General features: G+C 71.4%; 22 protein-coding genes. 15 read left to right on the forward strand and 7 right to left on the reverse strand.

The features are described from left to right. The first annotated feature begins 45 nt into the window (after nucleotides 1–45). Together ACIBI9_RS45510 and ACIBI9_RS45515 are read left to right on the forward strand one after the other, a co-directional pair. On the forward strand, nucleotides 46–777 hold the full coding sequence (locus ACIBI9_RS45510) for an ABC transporter ATP-binding protein (RefSeq protein ID WP_397232348.1): 732 nt from the start codon (nucleotides 46–48) through the stop codon (nucleotides 775–777). Beyond that, nucleotides 777–3,110: an FtsX-like permease family protein gene (locus tag ACIBI9_RS45515; RefSeq protein ID WP_397232552.1), complete on the forward strand. Its 2,334-nt coding sequence runs from the start codon at nucleotides 777–779 to the stop codon at nucleotides 3,108–3,110. Before ACIBI9_RS45510 ends, ACIBI9_RS45515 begins: the two co-directional genes overlap by 1 nt. A gap of 6 nt (nucleotides 3,111–3,116) precedes the next feature. Here ACIBI9_RS45515 and ACIBI9_RS45520 read toward each other — a convergent pair whose 3' ends face one another. Together ACIBI9_RS45520 and ACIBI9_RS45525 are read right to left on the reverse strand one after the other, a co-directional pair. Continuing rightward, entirely contained in the window at nucleotides 3,117–4,112 is a 996-nt protein-coding gene (locus ACIBI9_RS45520) for a DUF2332 domain-containing protein (protein WP_397232350.1), read from the reverse strand. A gap of 56 nt (nucleotides 4,113–4,168) precedes the next feature. Beyond that, entirely contained in the window at nucleotides 4,169–4,843 is a 675-nt protein-coding gene (locus tag ACIBI9_RS45525) for a polysaccharide lyase family 7 protein (protein ID WP_397232352.1), read from the reverse strand. Between ACIBI9_RS45525 and ACIBI9_RS45530 the strand changes: the two genes are divergently transcribed. The 4 genes from ACIBI9_RS45530 (at nucleotide 4,835) to ACIBI9_RS45545 (ending at nucleotide 7,560) form a co-directional block, all read left to right on the forward strand. Then, entirely contained in the window at nucleotides 4,835–5,230 is a 396-nt protein-coding gene (locus tag ACIBI9_RS45530) for a hypothetical protein (RefSeq protein WP_397232354.1), read from the forward strand. The two genes, ACIBI9_RS45525 and ACIBI9_RS45530, sit on opposite strands and share 9 nt — an antisense overlap. Before the next feature lie 134 nt (nucleotides 5,231–5,364). Continuing rightward, nucleotides 5,365–6,384: a LacI family DNA-binding transcriptional regulator gene (locus ACIBI9_RS45535; RefSeq protein WP_397232356.1), complete on the forward strand. Its 1,020-nt coding sequence runs from the start codon at nucleotides 5,365–5,367 to the stop codon at nucleotides 6,382–6,384. Nucleotides 6,385–6,507: 123 nt separating this feature from the next. Continuing rightward, nucleotides 6,508–6,960 (forward strand): VOC family protein, encoded by a 453-nt coding sequence (locus ACIBI9_RS45540; protein ID WP_397232358.1) that lies wholly within the window; start codon nucleotides 6,508–6,510, stop codon nucleotides 6,958–6,960. A gap of 84 nt (nucleotides 6,961–7,044) precedes the next feature. Continuing rightward, the gene (locus ACIBI9_RS45545; protein ID WP_397232360.1) at nucleotides 7,045–7,560 is read left to right on the forward strand and encodes a DinB family protein; all 516 of its coding nucleotides are present in this window, start codon (nucleotides 7,045–7,047) and stop codon (nucleotides 7,558–7,560) included. Here ACIBI9_RS45545 and ACIBI9_RS45550 read toward each other — a convergent pair. Both ACIBI9_RS45550 and ACIBI9_RS45555 read right to left on the reverse strand, forming a co-directional pair. Further along, nucleotides 7,554–7,991, reverse strand: a complete 438-nt coding sequence (locus ACIBI9_RS45550; protein WP_397232362.1) for a GNAT family N-acetyltransferase — start codon at nucleotides 7,989–7,991, stop codon at nucleotides 7,554–7,556. The genes ACIBI9_RS45545 and ACIBI9_RS45550 overlap by 7 nt on opposite strands. A 23-nt stretch (nucleotides 7,992–8,014) precedes the next feature. Then, complete coding sequence (locus ACIBI9_RS45555; protein ID WP_397232364.1) at nucleotides 8,015–9,127, reverse strand: ROK family protein; 1,113 nt, start codon at nucleotides 9,125–9,127, stop codon at nucleotides 8,015–8,017. A gap of 90 nt (nucleotides 9,128–9,217) precedes the next feature. On the opposite strand from ACIBI9_RS45555, the gene xylA reads away from it, so the two are divergent. The 7 genes from xylA (at nucleotide 9,218) to ACIBI9_RS45590 (ending at nucleotide 16,234) form a co-directional block, all read left to right on the forward strand. After that, nucleotides 9,218–10,369, forward strand: a complete 1,152-nt coding sequence (gene xylA / locus ACIBI9_RS45560) for a xylose isomerase (RefSeq protein WP_397232366.1) — start codon at nucleotides 9,218–9,220, stop codon at nucleotides 10,367–10,369. Next, on the forward strand, nucleotides 10,366–11,109 hold the full coding sequence (locus ACIBI9_RS45565) for a sugar phosphate isomerase/epimerase family protein (RefSeq protein WP_397232367.1): 744 nt from the start codon (nucleotides 10,366–10,368) through the stop codon (nucleotides 11,107–11,109). Before xylA ends, ACIBI9_RS45565 begins: the two co-directional genes overlap by 4 nt. After that, nucleotides 11,106–12,206: a Gfo/Idh/MocA family protein gene (locus tag ACIBI9_RS45570; protein WP_397232369.1), complete on the forward strand. Its 1,101-nt coding sequence runs from the start codon at nucleotides 11,106–11,108 to the stop codon at nucleotides 12,204–12,206. Before ACIBI9_RS45565 ends, ACIBI9_RS45570 begins: the two co-directional genes overlap by 4 nt. A gap of 127 nt (nucleotides 12,207–12,333) precedes the next feature. Then, nucleotides 12,334–13,935 carry a lysine--tRNA ligase gene (lysS, locus tag ACIBI9_RS45575; RefSeq protein WP_397232371.1) on the forward strand — a complete coding sequence of 534 codons (1,602 nt, stop codon included), beginning with the start codon at nucleotides 12,334–12,336 and terminating at the stop codon, nucleotides 13,933–13,935. Beyond that, nucleotides 13,932–14,462 (forward strand): AAA family ATPase, encoded by a 531-nt coding sequence (locus ACIBI9_RS45580; RefSeq protein WP_397232373.1) that lies wholly within the window; start codon nucleotides 13,932–13,934, stop codon nucleotides 14,460–14,462. Before lysS ends, ACIBI9_RS45580 begins: the two co-directional genes overlap by 4 nt. Nucleotides 14,463–14,524: 62 nt before the next feature. Next, the gene (locus tag ACIBI9_RS45585; protein WP_397232375.1) at nucleotides 14,525–15,259 is read left to right on the forward strand and encodes a glycosyltransferase family 2 protein; all 735 of its coding nucleotides are present in this window, start codon (nucleotides 14,525–14,527) and stop codon (nucleotides 15,257–15,259) included. Between the two features lie 12 nt (nucleotides 15,260–15,271). Then, nucleotides 15,272–16,234 (forward strand): ketopantoate reductase family protein, encoded by a 963-nt coding sequence (locus ACIBI9_RS45590; protein WP_397232376.1) that lies wholly within the window; start codon nucleotides 15,272–15,274, stop codon nucleotides 16,232–16,234. Here ACIBI9_RS45590 and ACIBI9_RS45595 read toward each other — a convergent pair. Beyond that, the gene (locus tag ACIBI9_RS45595) at nucleotides 16,209–16,736 is read right to left on the reverse strand and encodes a DUF6886 family protein (RefSeq protein ID WP_397232377.1); all 528 of its coding nucleotides are present in this window, start codon (nucleotides 16,734–16,736) and stop codon (nucleotides 16,209–16,211) included. The genes ACIBI9_RS45590 and ACIBI9_RS45595 overlap by 26 nt on opposite strands. A 95-nt stretch (nucleotides 16,737–16,831) precedes the next feature. Between ACIBI9_RS45595 and ACIBI9_RS45600 the strand changes: the two genes are divergently transcribed. Continuing rightward, nucleotides 16,832–17,167 carry a hypothetical protein gene (locus tag ACIBI9_RS45600; RefSeq protein ID WP_397232378.1) on the forward strand — a complete coding sequence of 112 codons (336 nt, stop codon included), beginning with the start codon at nucleotides 16,832–16,834 and terminating at the stop codon, nucleotides 17,165–17,167. A 1-nt stretch (nucleotide 17,168) separates the two neighbouring features. Here the strand turns inward: ACIBI9_RS45600 and ACIBI9_RS45605 are convergent, their stop codons facing one another. Further along, nucleotides 17,169–17,582: a hypothetical protein gene (locus tag ACIBI9_RS45605; RefSeq protein WP_397232380.1), complete on the reverse strand. Its 414-nt coding sequence runs from the start codon at nucleotides 17,580–17,582 to the stop codon at nucleotides 17,169–17,171. Nucleotides 17,583–17,644: 62 nt separating this feature from the next. On the opposite strand from ACIBI9_RS45605, the gene ACIBI9_RS45610 reads away from it, so the two are divergent. Then, entirely contained in the window at nucleotides 17,645–19,546 is a 1,902-nt protein-coding gene (locus tag ACIBI9_RS45610) for a nitrate- and nitrite sensing domain-containing protein (RefSeq protein ID WP_397232382.1), read from the forward strand. 3 nt (nucleotides 19,547–19,549) lie between these two features. Here ACIBI9_RS45610 and ACIBI9_RS45615 read toward each other — a convergent pair whose 3' ends face one another. Then, nucleotides 19,550–20,449 carry a hypothetical protein gene (locus ACIBI9_RS45615; RefSeq protein WP_397232384.1) on the reverse strand — a complete coding sequence of 300 codons (900 nt, stop codon included), beginning with the start codon at nucleotides 20,447–20,449 and terminating at the stop codon, nucleotides 19,550–19,552. Nucleotides 20,450–20,456: the final 7 nt, after the last annotated feature.

A 20,456-nucleotide genomic window follows, 5' to 3' on the forward strand; every position in this document is an offset into this window, starting at 1 on the left:
ACCGGCTCTCTGGTGGCTGAAAGCGCAGATCAGCAGGCTGGAGCCATGACAGAGGCAGTGCGGTTGGACGCGGTGAGCAAGGTGTACGGCAGGGGCCGGAGCGCGGTGGCGGCCCTGCGCGAGGTGTCGATCGCCATCCCCCGGGGCACCTTCACCGCCGTCATGGGTCCCTCGGGCTCGGGCAAGAGCACGTTCCTGCACTGTGCGGCCGGGCTCGACGTCCCCAGCTCGGGATCGGTACGGCTGGGCGGCACCGACCTGGCGGGCATGGACGAGAACGCGCTGACCGAGCTCCGGCGGCAGCGCGTCGGCTTCGTGTTCCAGGCCTTCAACCTGGTCTCCGCGCTGACCGTGACGGAGAACATCACGTTGCCGCTCATGCTGGCCGGCACCCGGGTCGACCAGGGCTGGCTGCAGGAGGTCGTGCGCAGGGTGGGCCTCGACGGCCGTGCCGGGCACCGCCCGGCCGAGCTCTCCGGCGGCCAGCAGCAGCGGGTGGCGATCGCCAGGGCGCTGGTGACCAGGCCGGAGGTGGTCTTCGGCGACGAGCCGACCGGCGCGCTGGACACGATGACCGCCCGCGACGTGCTGACCCTGCTGAGGGAGGTGGTCTCCGGGCTCGGCCAGACCGTGGTGATGGTCACCCACGACCCGGTGGCCGCCTCGTACGCCGACAGCGTGCTGTTCCTGGCCGACGGCCGGATCGTGGACGCGATGACGGCTCCCACCGCCGAGAAGGTGGCCGGGCGCATGACCGGGCTGGGGGCGTGGAACTGATGATCTCCTTCGCGTTGAGGATGCTCCGCCACCGCAAGGCCGGGTTCGCCGGCGCGTTCGTGGCCCTGCTGTGCGCGGCGGCGCTGGTGACGGCGTGCGGGATGCTGCTGGAGACGGGCCTGCGCGGCGGGGTGGCGCCCGAGCGGTACGCCGGCGCCCCCGTGATCGTGGCGGGCGACCAGTATGTCCGGCAGAGCAAGGAGAGCGGCAAGGAGAAGGCCAAGCTCCTGTCCGAGCGCAGATGGATCCCGGCCTCCCTGGCGCGGGACCTCGCCCGCGTGCCCGGCGTGACGAAGGTGGTCACCGAGGTGAGCTTCCCCTACGCCGGCTTCACCGCCCACGGCTGGGAGTCGGCCGCGCTCACCCCGTTCACGCTCGCCGAGGGGCGGGCCCCCAAGGCCGCGGACGAGGTGGTCGTGGACGCCCGCCACGCCGGCCGGGCGATCCCCGGCCACCGCGTGGTGGGGGTGACCGCGCAGGCGCTGCCCGGCCAGGACACGATCTTCTTCGCCACCGGCGAGGCCCGCCGCCTGGCCGGACGCGACGGCCTGGTGACGGCGATCGGCGTCTGGCCCGGGGTCGAGGTCGCCGTCAAGGGCGCCGTGGCCTACACCGGCGACGAGCGCGGCGCGGTCGAGTTCCCCGAGGCGGAGAACTCCCGGGTCAAGCTCATCAGCCTGGGCGGCGCGCTCGGCGGCACCTCGCTGCTGGTGGCGATCATGGTCGTGGTGGGCACGTTCGCCCTGTCGATGCAGCAGCGCCGGCGTGAGATAGCCCTGCTGCGGGCCGTCGGCGCCCTGCCGCGGCAGGTCAGGAGGCTCGTCGGCGGCGAGGCCCTGCTCATCAGTGCGGCCGCCGGGGTGCTCGGCTCGGGGGCCGGGATCCTGCTCGGGTTCTGGCTGCGGTCCAGGTTCGTCGACCTGGGCGCGATGCCGGCGAACCTGCGGCTGGTGGTCAGCCCGTTCCCCTCGATCGTCGCGGTCCTGACCACGCTGGTGGCCGCGTGGGTGGCGGCGCGCGTCTCGGCCCGCCGTACCGCGCGGATCAGGCCGGTGGAGGCCCTGGGAGAGACGGCGCTGCCCGCCGCCGGGATCCCGCCGTTGCGGCTGGTCGCGGGCCTGCTCGCCCTGGCCGGCGGCGTGACCCTGACGATCGTGCTGTCCGGCCTGAACACGGAGGCGGCCTCCAGCCCGGTCACCATGCTGACCGCGCTGGTGTGGACGATCGCGGTCGCCCTGCTCGGGCCGCTGCTCGCGCGGGCGGTGACGGCGCTGCCGCTGCGCGCGCCCGGCGTGGCGGGCTATCTCGCGCGCAAGAGCCTGCGCGCCGGCACCGGGCGGCTGGCCTCGGTGATCGTGCCGTTGACCCTGATGACGGCGATGACGTGCACGATCCTGTTCGTGCAGACCACCATGGGGCACGCCGCGCAGAGCGAGCTGAGCGCGGGCGTCAAGGCCGACCACGTGCTCGGGCCCGGCGCCTCCGCTGCCGCCGCGCGCCAGGTGCCCGGCGTGCGTGCCGTCACGGAGGTGCTGCGCACGTCGGTCAGGATCGATCTCGAGAAGTACGCCGTCCAGGCCGTCACGCCTGCCGGCCTGGACCGGACGATGGATCTGGGCGTGGTGGCGGGCTCGCTGGACGGGCTCGGCGAGACGTCGGCGGCGATCAGCCGCACCGCCGCCGAACGCCTGGACGCCCGCCTGGGAGACCGGATCGCTCTGGTGCTCGGCGACGGCACCCCCGCCGAGGTGCGGGTCGTCGCGATCTACGCCCGCGGGCTCGGCTTCGGCGACCTGACCCTTTCCCGGGAGCTCGTCGCGGGCCATGTCGACGACCCGCGCGGCACCGTCCTGGTCTCCGGCGGCGACCGCGAGGCGCTGCGGCGGGCATCCGGCGTGACGGCGCTCGACGGGGCCGGGACGGCACAGGTGGAGAGCCCCAACGCGGCGGTCACGTACGTCGCCATGGGCCTGATCATCGCCTTCTGCGCGATCGCCGTGGTCAACACGCTGGCCATGTCCACCCTGGCCAGGTCCAGGGAGCTCGCCCTGCTGCGGGTGGTGGGCACGACGCGGCGGCAGGCGGCGCGGATGCTGCGCGCGGAGACGCTGACGGCGACGGTGGTGGCGCTGGCCCTCGGGACGGCGATCTCGCTGGTGACGCTGGCCGCCTTCAGCGCGGGGATGACGGGGTCGGCGCTGCCGTACGTGCCGCCGGGCACGTATCTCGCGGTGATCGCCGCCGTGGCTGCGCTGGCGCTGGCGGCCACGGCCGTACCGGGCAGGTTCGCGCTGAGCCCCCGTCCGGCGGACACGCTCGGGGCGCGCGAGTGACGGGTCTCAGGCGGACAGCCAGCGGAACCGGCCGCCGTGCATCGCGGAGAACGCGACGGGATGGCCGTCGAGCGCGAGCGCGTAGGTGACGACGTCCGCCGGCGGCCGCTCGTGGAGGCGGGCGTCGACGCCCGGGAGGACGCCCGGGTCCTCCTGGGCGATCCAGTGGCCGTCGAGCCGCTGGACCTGCTCCACGAACGTGGCGCGCTCGGCGTCCGGCACGTAATAGAGGACCGCGGTGTGGAAGACGACGAGCGTGGCGTGCGCGGGCGCCTGGGCGGCCACCTCGCCGAGACGCGCGTTGAGGTCTCCCCGCACGACGCGGGGCGGATCCGCGCGCGCCACGTCGATGGCGGTGTCCAGGCGCCGCAGGCGGTCGTGCTGTTCGGGCCAGACCAGCGTCCGGAGCCACCGGACGTCGTCGGGGTCGGTGACGTCGAGGGGGTTGAGGTCGATGCCGGCCCGCCACGCGACGGTCACCGCGCCCGGCCCGAAGAAGCCGGGCCCGAAGAAGCCCGGCACAGCGAAGCGCGGCTCGCCCTCGGTGCGGCAGCTCAGCCGCAACGGGCTGTCCACGTCCCCGGCCAGGCGGCCGTCGTAGTCGTAGCCGTAGCGATCGGGCAGCAGGCACAGCCCGGCCGACGCGCCGACCTCCAGCAGCGCCAGCGGCTGCGGGAGCGCGGCGAGCAGCGGGTAGAGAGCGGCGCACCGGGCCGCCTCGTTGGTCTGGGTACGGCGGGAGAGCATCGTGGCGACGACCGCGTCACGGTGGTCGAGCACGGACCGGCGGAAGTCCTGGTAGTCGGCGGGCGTCCCCGCGACGTACCGGGCGGCGGCGAACAGCAGGTTGGGCTGCCGCTTGGCGAGCGGGAGGCTGGACAGTAGCGCGATGAGGTCGGGGTCGCCGGCCACCCCGGAGGCGAGCTGCTCGTACAGCGGCGAGGAGCCGCGGGCCTCCCTCGACGCGAAGCGCCGGTACTGTTCCGCGGTCGTCGGCTCCATGATCGGCACTCTAACGAGGCGGCCCGCCCCTGGAAACGGGGGCGGGCCGGCGGGGGTCACTTGCGGTAGATGTGGATGTTCTTGATGTGGTTGTCGCTGCGCGCCGACATGTCCGTCCGGCCGTAGAGGCCGCACTTGAAGTAGTGGGTGGCCGCGCCGCGGTCGTTGAAGCTGGTGCGGTACTGGCGGTTGACGAAGATGTGGATCTTGCCGAGGTCGGTCTCGTGGACGACGTTGAGGCGGATGTACCTGTCGTACACCGGGGCGTGGATCTGCGTCGTGGAGTCGTAGTAGTTGATGCTGTCGGTGTTCATGGCCAGCGTCATGAACGCCGTCGCCGACGTCGCGCCGCCGAAGACCTGCATGACGCACACCCGGTGGGCGCCCGCCCCGATCTTCATGTCGCATTCGAACTGCGCGTGCCCCGAGGTGTAGTCGTTGTGGAAGCGCAGCTCGCTGCGCGGGCCCGAATCCTGGCCGGGGAAGGTGCTGGGGTCGGTGTCGTACAGCCAGAAGTGGTGCTCGCCGGTGGCGGCGTCGTACGTGTGACGGGTCCTGTCGGGCGGCTGGTGGACGGAGTAGGTGGGGAAGATCTCCGTCCAGCCGGAGCCGATGGGACCCGCCGCCTGGGCGGCGGCGGCCCGGGCGGCCGGCGCGCCGCCGAGGAGCGGGACGGCGAGACCGGCCATCGTGCCGCCGAGCACCACGCGGCGGCTGGGTGGGTGATCCATGCGTTCCTCCTAGGTGTGGAGTCGGAGTACGGCGGAGTGGTGTGGCCGCGGGTGCCGCCGACCGCGACGGAGACGGCCCACCGGGCGAGCCCGTCAGCCGTCGGCCGGCCCAGCCAGCCGCCGGTCCCGCCGAGCTGCGCCCACCCCTGCCCGGGCCACAGGCTCGGGCGGGCCGGATCCGGGCTCATCGACGCCCGCAGCGAGGCGGCGGCCGAGTCGACGGCGGCCACCTTCGCGGCGAAGTCGGGGTCGCCCGGGTCGAACGAGCCGCCCGCGATCATGCCGGTCCACCGCAGGCGGGCCGCGTCGAAGGCGTCCTCCAAGCGGGCCGGAGCCGCCAGGCCCAGGGTGGCCGCGGCCGCGGCGGTGAGGAAGGTGCGGCGGTGAGGGTCATGTAAAGTCCCCCAGGGGATTTGCGAAATGTTGCGAAACATCAATCTGCCGGAAACGTAGGCGAAACGTCGGATGTCGTCAAGAGCTTCTTCGAGACGGCAGACTTAGAGGGCGGAAGGATGTGAACAGTGGACGACATCACGACGGAGCGTCGGAGCACGATGGCCGACATCGCGGCCCAGGCCGGCGTCTCGGTCTCGACCGTGTCCAAGGTGTTGCACGGGAGGTCGGATGTCTCCGCGAAGACCCGGGGCAAGGTCCAGCGGCTGCTCGGCCAGCACGGCTACACGCTGCCCGGCCGCTACGAGCACCCGGGCGGCCTGATCGAGTTCGTCATCAACGAGCTGGACAACCCCTGGGCGGTGGAGCTGATCCGCGGCGCCGAGGAGGCGCTGCAGGCCGAGGGCATGGGCCTGGTCGTCTCGGCCGTCCACAAGCGGAGCAACCTGGCCCGCCAGTGGCTCGACGACCTCAGCACGCGCGGCTCGCTCGGCGCGATCCTGGTCATCTCCGAGCTCTCGGCCGACCAGGAGCGCGAGCTGCGGCGGCTGGGCATCCCGTTCGTGGTGGTGCAGCCGTCCGTGGACGAGGGCCCCGACGTGCCGTCGGTCGGCTCGACCAGCTGGAACGGCGGCTTCACCGCGACCAGGCACCTGATCGAGCTCGGCCACCGGCGGATCGCGATGATCACCGGCCCCGCCCACCGGCTGACCTCGCGGGCCCGGCTCGACGGCTACCGCGCCGCGCTCGACCAGGTGGGCATCGAGGTCGACCCCGCCCTGATCCGGCACGGTGACTACAGCCACGAGCCCGCCTACCACCGCGCCCTGGAGCTGCTGGACCTGCCCGACCGTCCCACGGCCGTCTTCGCGGGCAACGACATCCAGGCGCTGGCGACGTACCGGGCGGCCCGGGCGCGCGGCCTGCGCGTGCCGGAGGACCTGAGCGTGGTCGGGTTCGACGACCTGTCCTTCGCCCAGTGGATCTCCCCCACGCTCACGACCGTGCGCCAGCCCCTGGCCAACATGGCGGGCATGGCCGCCCGCATGCTGATGCAGCTCATCAACGGCCAGGAGCCCGAGACGCCGCGGGTCGAGCTGGCGACCAGCCTGGTGATCCGCGAGAGCACCGCGCCGGCGCCCGGCTAGCGACCTGCGGGTGGCGCGTCAGAAAAGACGTCAGAAAAAAAGAGAAGATCCGATGTCTGGTCTGTCGATCCGGCCCGGGGGAGTTCGACGCGTTGGCGAGAGACCTCGTAGGAAGGAAACGCCATGCAGAAGATCACCACGTTCCTCTGGTTCGACGACCAGGCCGAGCAGGCCGCCGAGTTCTACACCTCGCTCTTCAAGGACTCGCGCGTCCTCGAGGTCACGCCCGGGCCCGCCGGGTCGGCCATGGTGGTGACGTTCGAGCTGGCCGGGCAGCGGTTCATCGCGCTGAACGGCGGCCCGGAGTTCACGTTCACCGAGGCCGTCTCGCTCTACGTCGACTGCGACTCGCAGGAGGAGGTCGACGAGCTGTGGGCGAAGCTCACCGAGGGCGGCGAGGAGTCGCAGTGCGGCTGGCTGAAGGACAGGTACGGCCTGTCCTGGCAGATCATCCCGCGCCGGCTCCAGGAGCTGATCGGCGACCCCGACCCGGAGCGGGCGCAGCGCGCCATGAAGGCCATGCTGGGCATGCGGAAGATCGACGTTCAGGGCCTGGAGGACGCGGCCAACGGCTAGGCACGGTGGGCGGGCCGGGACGGTTCGCCCACCGTCGGAAAAATGCGGTGCGGCAGGGCGATCACTGAAGTAGCGTCGGCGGCCATGAGCCTCTCGCGTGTACGCCCTCCCGCCGTCGCAGACGAACGTACCCAGCTCATCGGCTGGCTCGACATGCAGCGCGCGCTCGTGCGGTGGAAATGCCAGGGCCTGTCGGAGGAGGACGCCCACCGGCCGGTCCTGCCGACCTCGCCGCTCATGACGGTGGCGGGCCTGGTCTCCCACATGCGCTGGACCGAGCACTGCTGGTTCGAGGTGCTCTTCCTGGGCCGCGACTCGGCCCTCAACCCGCAGTTCGACGAGACGGCGGAGGACGCCGACATGCGGGTCGAGGGCGTCCCGCTGGCCCGGCTCCTCGACGAGTACGACCAGCAGTGCGCGGTCTCCAACGAGATCGTCGCCGCCCACTCGTTCGACGACGTGGGCGAGTTCCCCGGCTTCAGCTCGAACGCCGCCACCCTGCGCTGGATCCTGCTCCACATGGTCGAGGAGACCGCCAGGCACGTCGGCCACCTCGACACGGTCAGGGAGCTGCTCGACGGCGCCAAGGGCTACTACTGAGCCAGCGGCTTCTCGTAGCAGCGGGTCAGCGGGGCGTCCACGTACTTCCCGTACGGCGCGATCGGCCGGTACGCGCACCGCTCGTACAGCGCGATGGCCTCGGGCTGCCGCAGCCCGGTCGCCAGCCGCAGCCGCCGGTAGCCCAGATCCCAGGCCAGCCCCTCCAGCGCGCCCAGGATCGACGTGGCGATGCCGCGCCCGCGATATTCGGGCAGCACGTACATGCGCTTGAGCTCCCCGGTGAGGTCGTCCACGCGCTGTACGGCGCCGCAGCCGACGGCCCGGCCGCCCACCGACGCCACGAGGAACCTCGCGCCCTCCTTGACCTGCGAGCGCCCCTCGGGCCCGTAACGCGCCACCAGCTCCGCGAACGCCGCGTCGAGCAGCTTCGCCAACTCGCCGTCCTCGGCGGCCCGCTCTTCGATCAGCATGCCGATATGGTAGAGATCGCCCCTTAGAGCCCGAGCATCTGGGCGGGCTCGGCGATGACCTGCTGGATGATCAGCCCCGCCGCGCCCAGCACGGCGGCGTCCGCGCCGATGCCCGAGACCACGAGCGCGGGCGGCGTGCCCCGCATGTGGCCCAGCCGGGCGCCCAGCCCCTCCGCCACCGGCCCTTCGAGCCAGGGGAAGAGCGGCGCGTAGATCCCGCCGAGGACGATCCGGCCCGGGTCGAGCAGGTGCACGGCCGAGGTGAGCGCCACGCCGAGCGCGTGCCCGGCCCGCCCGCACGCCTCCAGCGCCCGGCTGTCCCCCGACTCCAGCCGCGTGACCAGCTCGGACACCGAGGGCAGTGCACCCAGCAGGGCGTCCTGACCGGCGTACACCTCCAGGCAGCCCCGCCCGCCGCACCTGCAGGCGGGCCCGTCGGGCACGACGACCACGTGGCCCAGCTCGCCCGCCAGCCCGAACGTCCCCCTGAACACGGTGCCGTCCACCACGAGCCCGGCCCCGATGCCGATCTCGCCGGACACGTAGAGGAAGTCCGTCTCCCGCGAGCCGAACCACAGCTCGCCGAGCGCCGCCAGGTTCGCCTCGTTGTCGATGACGAAGGGCAGGTCGACGAGGTCCGGCACGCGTACGTCCCGCCAGCCCAGATGCGGCGCGTTGCGCAGCACCTCACCCTCGACCGTGCCGGGCACGGCCAGGGCCGCGCCGATGATCCGCAGCCCGGCCAGCTCGGCCTCGGCCGTGGTCTCCTTCACGAGGTCGCGCAGGCTGCCGAGGATGTCCAGGGGGTCGGAGTTGCGGTTGTCGGCCGGCCGGGTACGGCGCAGCCGCACGTCCCGGGTGAGATCGACGACGCACGCGGCCAGGTAGTCGATGTTGATCTCCAGCCCCAGCGTGGCGACCCGGTCGCCGCTGAGGCTCACCGCCACGCCCGGCCGCCCCCGCTCGCCGCCCCGCACGGCCCCGCCCTCGGCCACCGCCCCCGCCTCGATCAGGTCGGAAACCAGGCTGGACACGGTGGTCTTGGTGAGCCCCGTCATCTCGGCGAGCGCGGCCCGGGTGTGAGGTCCTGATCGGTGGATGGCGCCCAGGACCACGGCCAGGTTACGGGCGCGCATGGAATCATGCCGGACCCCTCTTGACGCCACCATGCCTACCTCCTCAGGATTATGTACAGATTATGGACTAAACAGATGGAGCGCACCTCGATGACCGCATTCACTCCCACCCCTGACGACCGCTTCTCCTTCGGCCTCTGGACGGTCGGCTGGCAGGCGCGCGACCCGTTCGGTGACGCCTCCCGCCCCGCTCTCGACCCGGTGGAGACCGTGCACCGCCTGGCCGAGCTGGGCGCCCACGGCGTCAGCTTCCACGACGACGACCTGCTCGCCGTCGAGCCCGACCGGGACAAGGCCATCGCCGCCTTCAGGAAGGCCCTGGACGAGACCGGCATGAAGGTCCCCGCGGCCACCACGAACCTGTTCACCCACCCGGTGTTCAAGGACGGCGCCTTCACCAGCAACGACCGCGACGTGCGGCGATACGCTCTGCGCAAGGTCATGCGCAACCTCGACCTGGCCGCCTCGCTCGGCGCGAGGACGTACGTGTGCTGGGGCGGGCGCGAGGGCGCCGAGTCCGACGCCGCCAAGGACGTCAAGGCCGCGATGGACCGCTACAAGGAGGCCCTGGACCTCCTCTGCCAGTACGTCATCGACAAGGGCTACGACATCCGCTTCGCCATCGAGCCCAAGCCGAACGAGCCCCGCGGCGACATCCTTCTGCCCACGATCGGCCACGCCCTGGCCCTGATCAACGAGCTGGAGCGCCCCGAGATGGTGGGCGTCAACCCCGAGGTCGGCCACGAGCAGATGGCCGGGCTCAACTTCGTGCACGGCATCGCCCAGGCGCTGTGGCACGGCAAGCTCTTCCACATCGACCTCAACGGCCAGCACGGCCCGAAGTACGACCAGGACCTGATCTTCGGACACGGCGATCTGAAGAGCGCGTTCTTCCTGGTGGACCTGCTGGAATCCCACGGTTACGACGGCCCGCTCGTCTTCGACTACAAGCCGCTGCGTACCGATGACGCCCAGGACGTGTGGGACTCGGCGGCCGCGAACATGCGCACCTACCTGATCCTCAAGGAGAAGTCGCGGGTCTTCCGCGCCGACCCCGAGGTGCAGGAGGCCCTGCGCGCCTCCCGCGTGGACGAGCTCGCCCAGCCTACGCTGGCGCCGGGCGAGACCTTGGCCGACCTGGCCAAGGACGACTTCGACCCCGAGGTGGCCGCCGCCCGCGGCTTCCACTTCACCCGGCTCAACCAGCTCGCACTCGAGCACCTCCTGGGGGTACGCGGATGACGAAACCCATCAGTGTCCAGCTCTACACCGTCAGGGACGCGCTGGCGGCCGACCGCGACACGGTGCTGAGCCGGATCGCGGAGATCGGCTACCGGGCCGTGGAGCCCTACGACCCCACGACGGACCCCAAGGGTTTCCGCGAGGTCGTGGACGACCTGGGGCTGACGGTGTCGAGCACGCACGCGTACGCGCTGCTCAGCAAGGAGCCGGCGGAGGTCTTCGACGCCATCGCCACGGTCGGCACCGACCTGGTGATCATCCCCGGCGGCATCGAGCACGAGGAGTTCACCACGCGCGACGGCCTGTCGCGCACGGCCGACCTGCTGAACGGCTTCGCCGAGCAGGCGGCCCCGTACGGGATGCGGATCGGCTACCACAACCACTGGTGGGAGATCGAGCCCGAGATCGACGGCCGGCACGCCATCGAGGTGCTGGCCGACCTGCTCGCGCCCGAGGTGTTCCTGGAGATCGACACGTACTGGGCGGCGGTGGGCGGCGCGGACGTGCCCGCCCTGCTCGGCCGCCTCTCCGAGCGCACGCTGGCGCTGCACGTCAAGGACGGCCCGGTGGTCAGGGGCGAGCCGCACACCGCGGTGGGCCGCGGGGTCATGCCGGTGCCCGAGATCCTCGCCGCCGCGCCCGACGCCTGGCGCATCGTCGAGCTCGACGAGTGCGCGACCGACATCTTCGCCGCGCTCGCTGACAGCCACGCCTACCTCACCTCCCTGGAGAGCTCTTGAGCAACGGCCCCATCGGCGTCGCCCTCATCGGCGCCGGGAACATCAGTGGCCAATACCTCCGAAACCTCACCTCCTTCCCCGACGTCCGCGTGCTGGGCCTCGCGGACATCGACACCGAGCGGGCCGCCGCGGTCGCGGCCGAGTACGGCGTGCCCGTGTCGGGCACCCTCGCCACCGTCCTGGCGGTGCCCGAGGTCGAGATCGTCGTCAACCTCACCGTCCCGTCCGCGCACGCGGCCGTAGCGCTGGAGTCGCTGCGCGCCGGCAAGCACGTGTACGGCGAGAAGCCGCTGGCCATGAACGTGGACGAGGCCGCCAAGGTCGTGGCCGAGGCCGCCAACCTGGGCCTGCGGGTCGGCGGCGCCCCCGACACGTTCCTGGGGGCAGGGCTCCAGTCGGCCCTGCACGCCCTGCGCTCCGGCCTCATCGGCGAGCCGGTCGCCGTCACGTCCGCCATCCAGAACCTCGGGCCGGAGTCCTGGCACCCCAACCCCGAGTTCTTCTACCAGCCGGGCGGCGGCCCGCTCTTCGACCTCGGCCCCTACTACCTGACCGCCCTGGTGTCGCTGCTCGGGCCCGTCACCCGGGTGGCGGCCGACACCCGCAAGGCGCTTCCGCACCGCGTCGTCGGCTCGGGGCCCAAGGAGGGCCTGGTCTTCCCCGTGGACGTCCCGACGCACGTCAACGCGCTGCTCGACTTCCCGGGGACGGCGACGGCGACGGCCACGTTCAGCTTCGACTCGCCGGTCCCCCGCCGGATGATCGAGATCATCGGCACCGAGGGCGCGCTGTCGCTCCCCGACCCCAACACCTTCGAGGGCCCGCTGCTGGCCCGAGGGCTGCGCGACCCGGACTGGCGCGAGCTGCCGGTGTCGGGCACCACGGCCGGGCGCGGCATCGGCGTGCTCGACCTGGCCAGGTCCCTCCGGGCGGGCACGGGGCACCGGGCGTCGGGGGAGCTGGCGTACCACGTGCTCGAGCTCATGTGCGCCATCTCGGAGTCGGGCGAGCGCGGGGAGTTCCTGCCCATCACCTCCACCACGACCGCCCCGGACCCGCTCCCTGCCGACTGGGACCCCCACGCGGCCACCCTCTAGCGACCCCGCCCACCCGCAGCCCCGCCGCTCGTCGGCGGCGGGGCGCGGGCTGTCCGGGACCGGCGACACGGCGGCTTTGGTTGGTAACGCGTTGGCTTGGGCGGCGCGGAGCCGCAAGAATGGCGCGATGGCGGAAAGTGCCGAGACCGACTGGGTCTCCAGGTTCGCGGACGAGGTCATCACCGAGGCGGAGCGGCGCGCGCCCGGCAAACCGATCGTCTGCGCCTCGGGCCTGAGCCCGTCGGGCCCGATCCACCTGGGCAACCTGCGCGAGGTCATGACCCCCCACCTGGTCGCCGACGAGATCCGGCGGCGCGGCGTGGAGTGCGTGCACCTGCTGTCCTGGGACGACTACGACCGCTTCCGCAGGGTGCCCGCGGGCATCGACCCGTCGTGGGCCGAGCACATCGGCAAGCCGCTGACCTCGGTGCCCGCCCCTCCCGGGAGCTCGCACGCCAACTGGGCCGAGCACTTCAAGGCGCCCATGATCCGGGCCCTGGAGGAGCTGGGCGTCGAATACCGCGGCATCAGCCAGACCGAGCAGTACACCCGCGGTGCCTACCGCGAGCAGATCCTGCTGGCCGTGCGCGAGCGGGCGAAGATCGACGCCGTGCTCTCCCGCTACCGGTCGAAGCAGGTGGAGGAGTACTTCCCGTACAAGCCGTACTGCGACCTGTGCGAGCGCGACCTGACGACGGTCACCGCGTACGACGACGCGACCACCGAGCTGGCCTACACCTGCGAGTGCGGCTTCGGCGAGACCGTGCGCCTGGCCGAGCACGACCGCGGCAAGCTCGTCTGGAAGGTCGACTGGCCGATGCGCTGGGCCTACGAGGGCGTGGTCTTCGAGCCGTCCGGGGTCGATCACCACTCTCCCGGCTCGGCGTGGATCGTCGGCGGCCAGATCGTGGGCGAGGTGTTCGGCGGCCGGCAGCCGATCGGCCCCATGTACGCGTTCGTCGGCATCACCGGAATGGCCAAGATGAGCAGCTCCAAGGGCGACGTGCCGACTCCCGGCGACGCCCTGGAGATCATGGAGGCGCCGGTGCTGCGCTGGCTGTACGCCCGCCGCAAGCCCGCCCAGTCCTTCAAGATCGCCTTCGACCAGGAGATCCAGCGGCTCTACGACGAGTGGGACGCCCTGGGCCGCAAGATCGCGGAGGGCCAGGGCCAGCCCGCCGAGCTGGCCGCGTACAGGAGGGCTGTGGGCACGGCCGCGGGCCCGCTGCCCGCCACCCCGCACCCGGTCCCGTACCGGACGCTGGCCTCCATCGTGGACGTGACGACCGGCGACGCCGAGCAGACCCTGCGGATCCTGCGCGACCTCGACGCGATCGAGACGCTCGACGAGGCCCGCCCCCGCCTGGACCGGGCGCAGCGCTGGGTCGACGCCCACGTGCCCGCCGACGAGCGCACCCGCGTGCGCGAGGAGCCGGACGAGGAGCTGCTCGACTCGCTCGGCCAGACCGAGCGCGAGTCGCTGCGGCTGCTGTCCGACGGCCTGGACGACTGGTCGCTGGAGAGCCTCACCACGCTCGTGTACGGCGTGCCGAAGCTCCAGGCGGGCCTGCCGGCCGACGCCAAGGCGACGCCCGAGCTGAAGGCGGCGCAGCGGGCCTTCTTCGCCCTGCTCTACAGGCTGCTGGTCGGCCGCGACACCGGCCCCCGGCTGCCCACGCTGCTGCTGTCCATCGGCGCCGACCGGGTGCGGAAGCTGGTCGGCACGTGAAGGGCGCCGTCCTGATCACCGGCATCTCGGCCGCCGGCAAGTCCACCGTGGCACAGGCGCTGGCCGAGCGGCTGCCGCGCTCGGCGCACGTGCGCGGCGACACGTTCCGGCGCATGGTCGTGGGCGGCCGGGCCGAGATGACCCCCGAGCTCGACGGCGAGGCGGTCCGCCAGCTGCGGCTGCGTCATCGGATAGCGGCGAACACCGCGGACCTGTATTTCGATGCCGGATTCACGCCAATAGTCCAGGACGTTATTCTTGGCCCGGACTTGGAACGGTTTACGAAATTGATTCATACTCGTCCCCTTCATGTAATCGTCCTGGCGCCCGAGCCGGATGAAGTGGATCGCCGCGAACGTGCCCGCCCCAAGGTCGGATACGGCTCCGACTGGACGATTGCCCAGCTAGACGAGTCGCTGCGGACCGAGACCCCGCGCATCGGTCTGTGGCTGGACACCACGCGCCAGACCCCCGAGGAGACCGTCGACGAGATCATCGCGAGGGCCGCGGAGGCGTTGGTCCGATAAATGACGGACCAATGCAAGGCGGTGTCAAGTGACTTGCATGTGTGGGGAGTCATCTTGATTCCATGAACAAGCAGCCTTTCGCCGCCAGCGTCAGTGTCAGTGTCATCGTCCCCGCGATGAACGAGGCCGAGAACCTCCCCCACGTCTTCGCGACGCTGCCCGACTGGATCGACGAGGTGATCCTGGTCGACGGCAACTCGACCGACGACACCGTCGCCGTAGCGCGCAGGCTGCGCCCCGACCTCCGGGTCGTCGTGCAGAGCCGGCGCGGTAAGGGCAACGCCCTCATCGAGGGCTTCCAGGCCGCCCGCGGCGACATCATCGTCATGATCGACGCCGACGGCTCGACCGACGGCCGGGAGATCCACTCCTTCGTCTCCACCCTCCTCAACGGCGCCGACTTCGCCAAGGGCTCCAGGTACGCCCCTGGTGGCGGCTCGGACGACCTCAGTCCGATCCGCTCGCTCGGTAACAAGGTCCTCACCGGGATGACCAACCTGCTCTACGGCACCCGCTACACGGACCTCTGCTACGGCTACAACGCCTTCTGGGCCCGTCACCTCGACTCCCTCGAGCTCGACTGCGACGGCTTCGAGATCGAGACCCTGATGAACGTCCGCGCCGCCCAGGCCGGCCTCATCATCCACGAGGTCCCCAGCCACGAGCGCTCCCGCATCCACGGCGTGAGCAACCTGAACGCGGTGCGCGACGGCTGGCGCGTGCTCAAGACGATCATGCGGGAGCGTACGCGGGGCGCGGGCGTGCCGGCGCAGACCCAGGTCGCCCTCGCAAAGTGACATCCTTGGACAATGCGCTACATAGTGATCGGGGCAGGGGCAGTCGGCGGAACCATCGGTGCCCGCCTCCACCAAGGCGGGCACGACGTTCTCCTCGTCGCGAGAGGCGCCCACTACGAGGCGCTCAAGCGTGACGGCCTGCGCCTGATCACCCCCGAATCCACCGAGACCCTCGACATCCCCGCCGCCGACGGCCCCGTCCCCGCGCGTGACGATGACGTGCTGATCCTGGCCACCAAGTCCCAGGACACCGTCGCCGCGCTCGCCGGCTGGCCGTCCGACCTGCCCGTGGCCTGCGCCCAGAACGGCGTCGCCAACGAGCGCATGGTCCTGCGGCGGTTCGACCGCGTTTACGGCATCTGCGTGTGGCTGCCGGCCCAGCACCTGGAGCCCGGCGTCGTCGCCGCGTACGGTCACCCGTACTCGGGCCTGCTCCACGTCGGACGCTATCCCCAGGGTGTGGACGACCTCGCCGAGCGGATCGCCGGCGACCTCGGCAAGCACGGCCTGGTGGGCCTGACCCAGACCGACGTCATGCGCTGGAAGTACGGCAAGCTGCTCAGCAACCTGGGCAACGCCGTGGAGGCGCTCGTGGGCCACGTCCCCGGCAGGGAGAAGGTGGTCGAGGCGGCCAGGGCCGAGGCCAGAGACCTGCTCGACCGGGCCGGGATCACGTACTCCACTCCGGAGGAAGAGGCGAGCCTGCGCGGCAACCAGGTGGACGTCCGGTCCATCGAGGGCATCGTCCGCGGCGGCGGGTCGTCGTGGCAGAGCCTGGCCAGGGGCAGCGGCTCCATCGAGGCCGACTATCTCAACGGCGAGATCGTGCTGCTCGGCCGCCTGCACGGCATGCCCACCCCGGTCAACGAGGTGCTGCGGCGCGAGGCCAACAAGTTCGCGCAGGAGAAGCGGCCGCCCGGCTCGATGCCGCTGGAGACCCTGCAGGCCCTCATCGACGGGCGTTGCGCAGCCTGATCCCGCTGAACTCCAGCGTGCTGGCGATCACCTCGTCCCAGAACGGCCACAGGCTGGGCAGCACCCTGAGCTGGATCCCCGCCTCCTCGTGCAGCTCGAACAGGTCGCCCACCCGTTCCGGTGGGCCGAGCGGCGTCACGGCGACCGTGGACACCACGGCGGTCGGCGGGTCCCCGATGGGCGCGAAGCCGTCGGCGGGCAGCCGGTACGCGTACAGCCGGACCTCTCCGATCGCCTGGAGCCAGCCGTACTCGATGGCGTGCACCCGCTCGCCGCACCCCGTGCCGATGATCCGGGCCGCGTCCTCCTCGGTGGTACGCGGCCCGACCCAGGCCATGGCCCGCGGGCAGGCGCGGGGGAACCAGTAGTCGGGGCAACGGTCGTGACCGACGGCCCACACGTACGGCTCCTTCTGGCTCGACGTCGGCGCCACGTGCGGGACGAACCGCTCGATCGTCGGGTCCTCGGAGAAGTGGAGCACCTGCCCCGGCTCAGGTCTCATGATTGCAATCTTGGCGCATACCCCGTCCCCGTGAGGGCAGTGGACACGGGCTCTTACGACAAGGGGTGAGTTGGATGATTCTGCTTGGAGTACTCTTGGTCCTCCTCGCCGGCAGCGCCGTGGCCCTCGTCCTGACCGAGGAGAGCGCCAGGTACATCCTGTTCGGGTACACCTTCGAGCCCAATCAGGTGGAGATGTTCCTCGCGGGGGCGGCGGCCATGGCCGTCCTGCTGCTGGGCCTCTGGCTGATCGGCTCGGGCTCGCGCAGGTCCGCCAGGCGCCGCCGCCGGTTGCAGGGTGCCAGGGCCGAGGCCTCCGACCGGGTGGCCCGGCTGGAGGACGAGAAGCGCGAGTTGGAGAGGCGCCTGCAACACACCCCCGAGCCGGGCGACCGACTGGTCGCGCGCGACTCGGAGGAGGCCAGGCCGTGACTCACTGGCGCGAGGGCACCAGCTTGCCCTCGCGCCAGAGCGCGAACCCCGTGATGATCGCGCCCAGCCCTTCCCAGAGCCCGACGCCGAAGAACTTGGCCGGCGCGGCCCCGGTCACCACCAGCGTGGTGAAGACCGCGAACGTCACGAGCCTGAACGGCACCGTCCACCGGAAGAACGGCGTGTAGTCGTTAGAAGCGGCGAAAACGTAATAAACGCCCATGTTCACTGCCGCCATCGACGAGGCGGCCATATAGACCAGCGTGTAGTCCCCGGCGGGCCGGACGTCGAGCACCTCGAAACCCAGCATGGCCAGCAGCGAGTCGGGTGAGACCAACCCGAGCAGGCCGAGCGCGAAGGCGAGGAATCCGAAGACCGCGATGGTCCAGCCGGAGAAAGAACGCGGAAGACGCACAGAAATCCTTCCAAAGGGGGGTGTACTCTGCGAGGCGATCTCATCTTGCACCCGGAGGTCGCATGCCCCCCACGCGTGGCCGCCCCATCGCCGTGAAACTCCTCGTCCTGCTGTTCGTCCCGCTGCTGTCCCTCGTGGGCCTGTGGGCGTTCGCCGCGGGCCTGACCGGCGGCGACGGCATGCGGCTGCTGTCGATCAAGGACTTGGCGACCAACCTGGCCGATCCGTCCGAGCGCGTCAACATCGAGCTGCAGGACGAACGGCTGTTCTCCGTGGAGTTCCTGGTCAGCGGGCAGGGCGCCGCCAAGATGGTCAAGCAGCGCGGCGAGACGGACAAGGCCGTGGCCGCGTTCCGCGCGCTCGCCAAGAACCAGCGTGACCTGTCACCGGAGATGACCACGCAGCTCGTCGCGGTGAACACCAAGCTCGACCAGCTCACGGAGGTCCGCCGCGCGGTGGACGGCACGACCGTGGCGCCGCTCGACGTGATCGACGGCTACAGCCAGATCGTGGACGCGTCCTTCCGCCTGTACGACGCCATGGTGCTGGTGCCCGACATGGCCCTCTACAAGCAGGCCAGGGCGGTGACCATGCTGGGCGAGGCCAAGGACCTGCTGTCCAGGGAGCGGGCGCTGATCGCGGTCGTGCTGGCCAGGGGCCGGGTGGAGCCCGGGGAGCACGAGGCGTTCACGGGGATGGTGGCCACCAGGCGGCTGCTGTTCTCGCAGGCGCTCTCGCATCTCGACAGCGACCTGCGTGGCCCGTACGCGCGGCTGTCCGCGTCACCGGTCTACAAGGAGTTCCTGGACGCCGAGGACGCCATCCGGGGCCAGGCGGCCACGAACGGCCTGCCCGCCACGGCCGCCACCTGGCCCGTCGACGGCCAGAACCTGTGGGCGGCGGTCGAGCGCAACCAGGCCCTGGCCGTCAAGAGCCTCGTGAACCGGGTGACGCCGACGGCCATCGGCATGCTGATCAAGATCGGGGTCGCGGGCGGCCTCGGCCTGATCGCCGTCATCGCGTCGATCATGCTCTCGCTGCGCTTCCGCAAGCGGCTGGTGCGCGAGCTGGCCGGGCTCCGCGACGCCGCCACGGAGCTGGCCGAGGTGCGGCTGTCGGGCCTGGTCAAGCGGCTGCGGACGAACACGGCCCCGCCCACCGCCGAAGAGGTCGCCCCGATCGAGGTCAAGTCCCACACGTCCGAGGTACGCGACATCGTCCAGGCGTTCAACGACGTGCAGTCCACGGCAGTCGCGGCCGCGGTGAGCCAGGCCCGGCTCCGGCACGGCGTCAGCCAGGTCTTCGTGAACCTGGCCAGGCGCAACCAGTCGCTGCTGCACCGGCAGCTGCTCCAGCTCGACAGCATGGAGCGGGCGACGGAGGAGCCCGAGGCCCTGGCGGACCTGTTCAAGCTCGACCACCTCACCACCCGCATGCGCAGGCACGCCGAGAGCCTCATCATCCTGTCGGACCAGGCTCCCGGGCGCGGCTGGCGCAACCCGGTGCCGATCCTCGACGTGCTGCGCGCTGCCGTGGCGGAGGTGGAGGAGTACGAGCGGGTCGAGATCCTCCAGCCGCCGCCGGTCGCGCTGCACGGCGCGGTGGTCACGGACGTGGCCCACCTGATGGCCGAGCTGATCGAGAACGCCACCCTCTTCTCCCCGCCCCAGACCAGGGTGGACCTGCGGACCTCGACCACCCCGCACGGCCTGATGATCGAGGTCGAGGACCGCGGTCTCGGCCTGGTCAGGGCCGAGCTGGACGAGCTCAACGAGCGGCTGGCGAAGATGCCGGAGTTCGACCTGGCGCAGAGCGACCGGCTCGGCCTGTTCGTGGTGAGCAGGCTCGCGGCCAGGCACGGCATCAAGGTCACTCTCGCGCCCTCCCCGTACGGCGGCCTGACCGCGATGGCCTCGCTGCCCACGTCGCTCCTGGCCGATCAGCCGGTCATGAGCGGGCGGTAGCCGCTACGACACGACCTGGAGCAGCGCCTGGTTCTTGGCCTTGGGCGGCTCGGCCAGCCGCTGGAGCTCGTTGCCCGCGCTGTCGAACACGACCAGCGTGTTGTGGGCGTGGACGGCCGCGTGCCGCGACTGCGTACGCTCGGCGGCCATCCGCATCACGAGACGGCCGTCCGGCAGGTAGTACGCGCCGATCGCGTTGCCCTTGACCGGCAGCTTCTGCCTCTTGCCCGACGGGATCTGGAGGATGACCGGCTTGAACGTGGTGGGCCAGGTCCTGGCGCTGAGCGCCTGCGCGCCCTCCGGGAACGCCACGACCGCCTTGGTGCCGTCGGGCGAGAGGCTCTGCACGTGGGTGATGGACTTGACGCCCTTGACCATGACGGTCTTGCCCGTCTTGGAGTCGAGCCGGTAGAGGCCGTCGCCCGTGGTGGTGTAGCCGGCGAGGTAGCGTCCGTTACCCGACCAGGCGAGGTGGCAGACGCCCTTGGACACGCCCAGCTTGCGCGGGGCGTTGCTGCCGTCGGCCCGGACGGCCGTGATCGTGCCGTTCGTGCTCGGGTAGGCCACCTTGGTCGAGTCGGCGGACCAGACCGGGGTGAGGCACGGCGTACTGCCCTGGAGACCGCTGACGATCGTGCTGGTCCTGCCGCGCTCCCTGATGTTGAGGTTGCCGCTCTCGGTGATCCAGGCGGCCTTCGTGCCGTCGGGCGACGCGGCGAACTGCGTGGCTCCGAAGCTGGCGAGCTGGTGCCACTCGCCGGCGGCCGTGTATCGGCTGAGCTGGTTGCCTGCCGCCACGTAGACGGCGGCCCCCGACAGATCGGGCGTGGGCGCCGCCCACGCCGCCGACGGGACGACCAGAGCGGCGCCGAGTGCGACACCGGTCACAACGCGTATCTTCATGGCTACA

The organism is Nonomuraea sp. NPDC050451 (genome assembly GCF_044458585.1).

What these genes read in the sequence shown, in the direction of transcription:
- ACIBI9_RS45515 (WP_397232552.1), top strand. Translation starts at nt 777, where the DNA reads ATGATCTCCTTCGCGTTGAGGATGCTCCGCCACCGCAAGGCCGGGTTC.
- lysS (WP_397232371.1), top strand. Translation starts at nt 12,334, where the DNA reads ATGGCGGAAAGTGCCGAGACCGACTGGGTCTCCAGGTTCGCGGACGAG.
- ACIBI9_RS45510 (WP_397232348.1), top strand. Translation starts at nt 46, where the DNA reads ATGACAGAGGCAGTGCGGTTGGACGCGGTGAGCAAGGTGTACGGCAGG.
- ACIBI9_RS45565 (WP_397232367.1), top strand. Translation starts at nt 10,366, where the DNA reads ATGACGAAACCCATCAGTGTCCAGCTCTACACCGTCAGGGACGCGCTG.
- ACIBI9_RS45555 (WP_397232364.1), bottom strand. Translation starts at nt 9,127, where the DNA reads ATGCGCGCCCGTAACCTGGCCGTGGTCCTGGGCGCCATCCACCGATCA.
- ACIBI9_RS45595 (WP_397232377.1), bottom strand. Translation starts at nt 16,736, where the DNA reads ATGAGACCTGAGCCGGGGCAGGTGCTCCACTTCTCCGAGGACCCGACG.
- ACIBI9_RS45585 (WP_397232375.1), top strand. Translation starts at nt 14,525, where the DNA reads ATGAACAAGCAGCCTTTCGCCGCCAGCGTCAGTGTCAGTGTCATCGTC.
- ACIBI9_RS45610 (WP_397232382.1), top strand. Translation starts at nt 17,645, where the DNA reads ATGCCCCCCACGCGTGGCCGCCCCATCGCCGTGAAACTCCTCGTCCTG.
- ACIBI9_RS45590 (WP_397232376.1), top strand. Translation starts at nt 15,272, where the DNA reads ATGCGCTACATAGTGATCGGGGCAGGGGCAGTCGGCGGAACCATCGGT.
- ACIBI9_RS45615 (WP_397232384.1), bottom strand. Translation starts at nt 20,449, where the DNA reads ATGAAGATACGCGTTGTGACCGGTGTCGCACTCGGCGCCGCTCTGGTC.
- ACIBI9_RS45525 (WP_397232352.1), bottom strand. Translation starts at nt 4,843, where the DNA reads ATGGATCACCCACCCAGCCGCCGCGTGGTGCTCGGCGGCACGATGGCC.
- ACIBI9_RS45520 (WP_397232350.1), bottom strand. Translation starts at nt 4,112, where the DNA reads ATGGAGCCGACGACCGCGGAACAGTACCGGCGCTTCGCGTCGAGGGAG.
- ACIBI9_RS45540 (WP_397232358.1), top strand. Translation starts at nt 6,508, where the DNA reads ATGCAGAAGATCACCACGTTCCTCTGGTTCGACGACCAGGCCGAGCAG.
- xylA (WP_397232366.1), top strand. Translation starts at nt 9,218, where the DNA reads ATGACCGCATTCACTCCCACCCCTGACGACCGCTTCTCCTTCGGCCTC.
- ACIBI9_RS45550 (WP_397232362.1), bottom strand. Translation starts at nt 7,991, where the DNA reads ATGCTGATCGAAGAGCGGGCCGCCGAGGACGGCGAGTTGGCGAAGCTG.
- ACIBI9_RS45545 (WP_397232360.1), top strand. Translation starts at nt 7,045, where the DNA reads ATGAGCCTCTCGCGTGTACGCCCTCCCGCCGTCGCAGACGAACGTACC.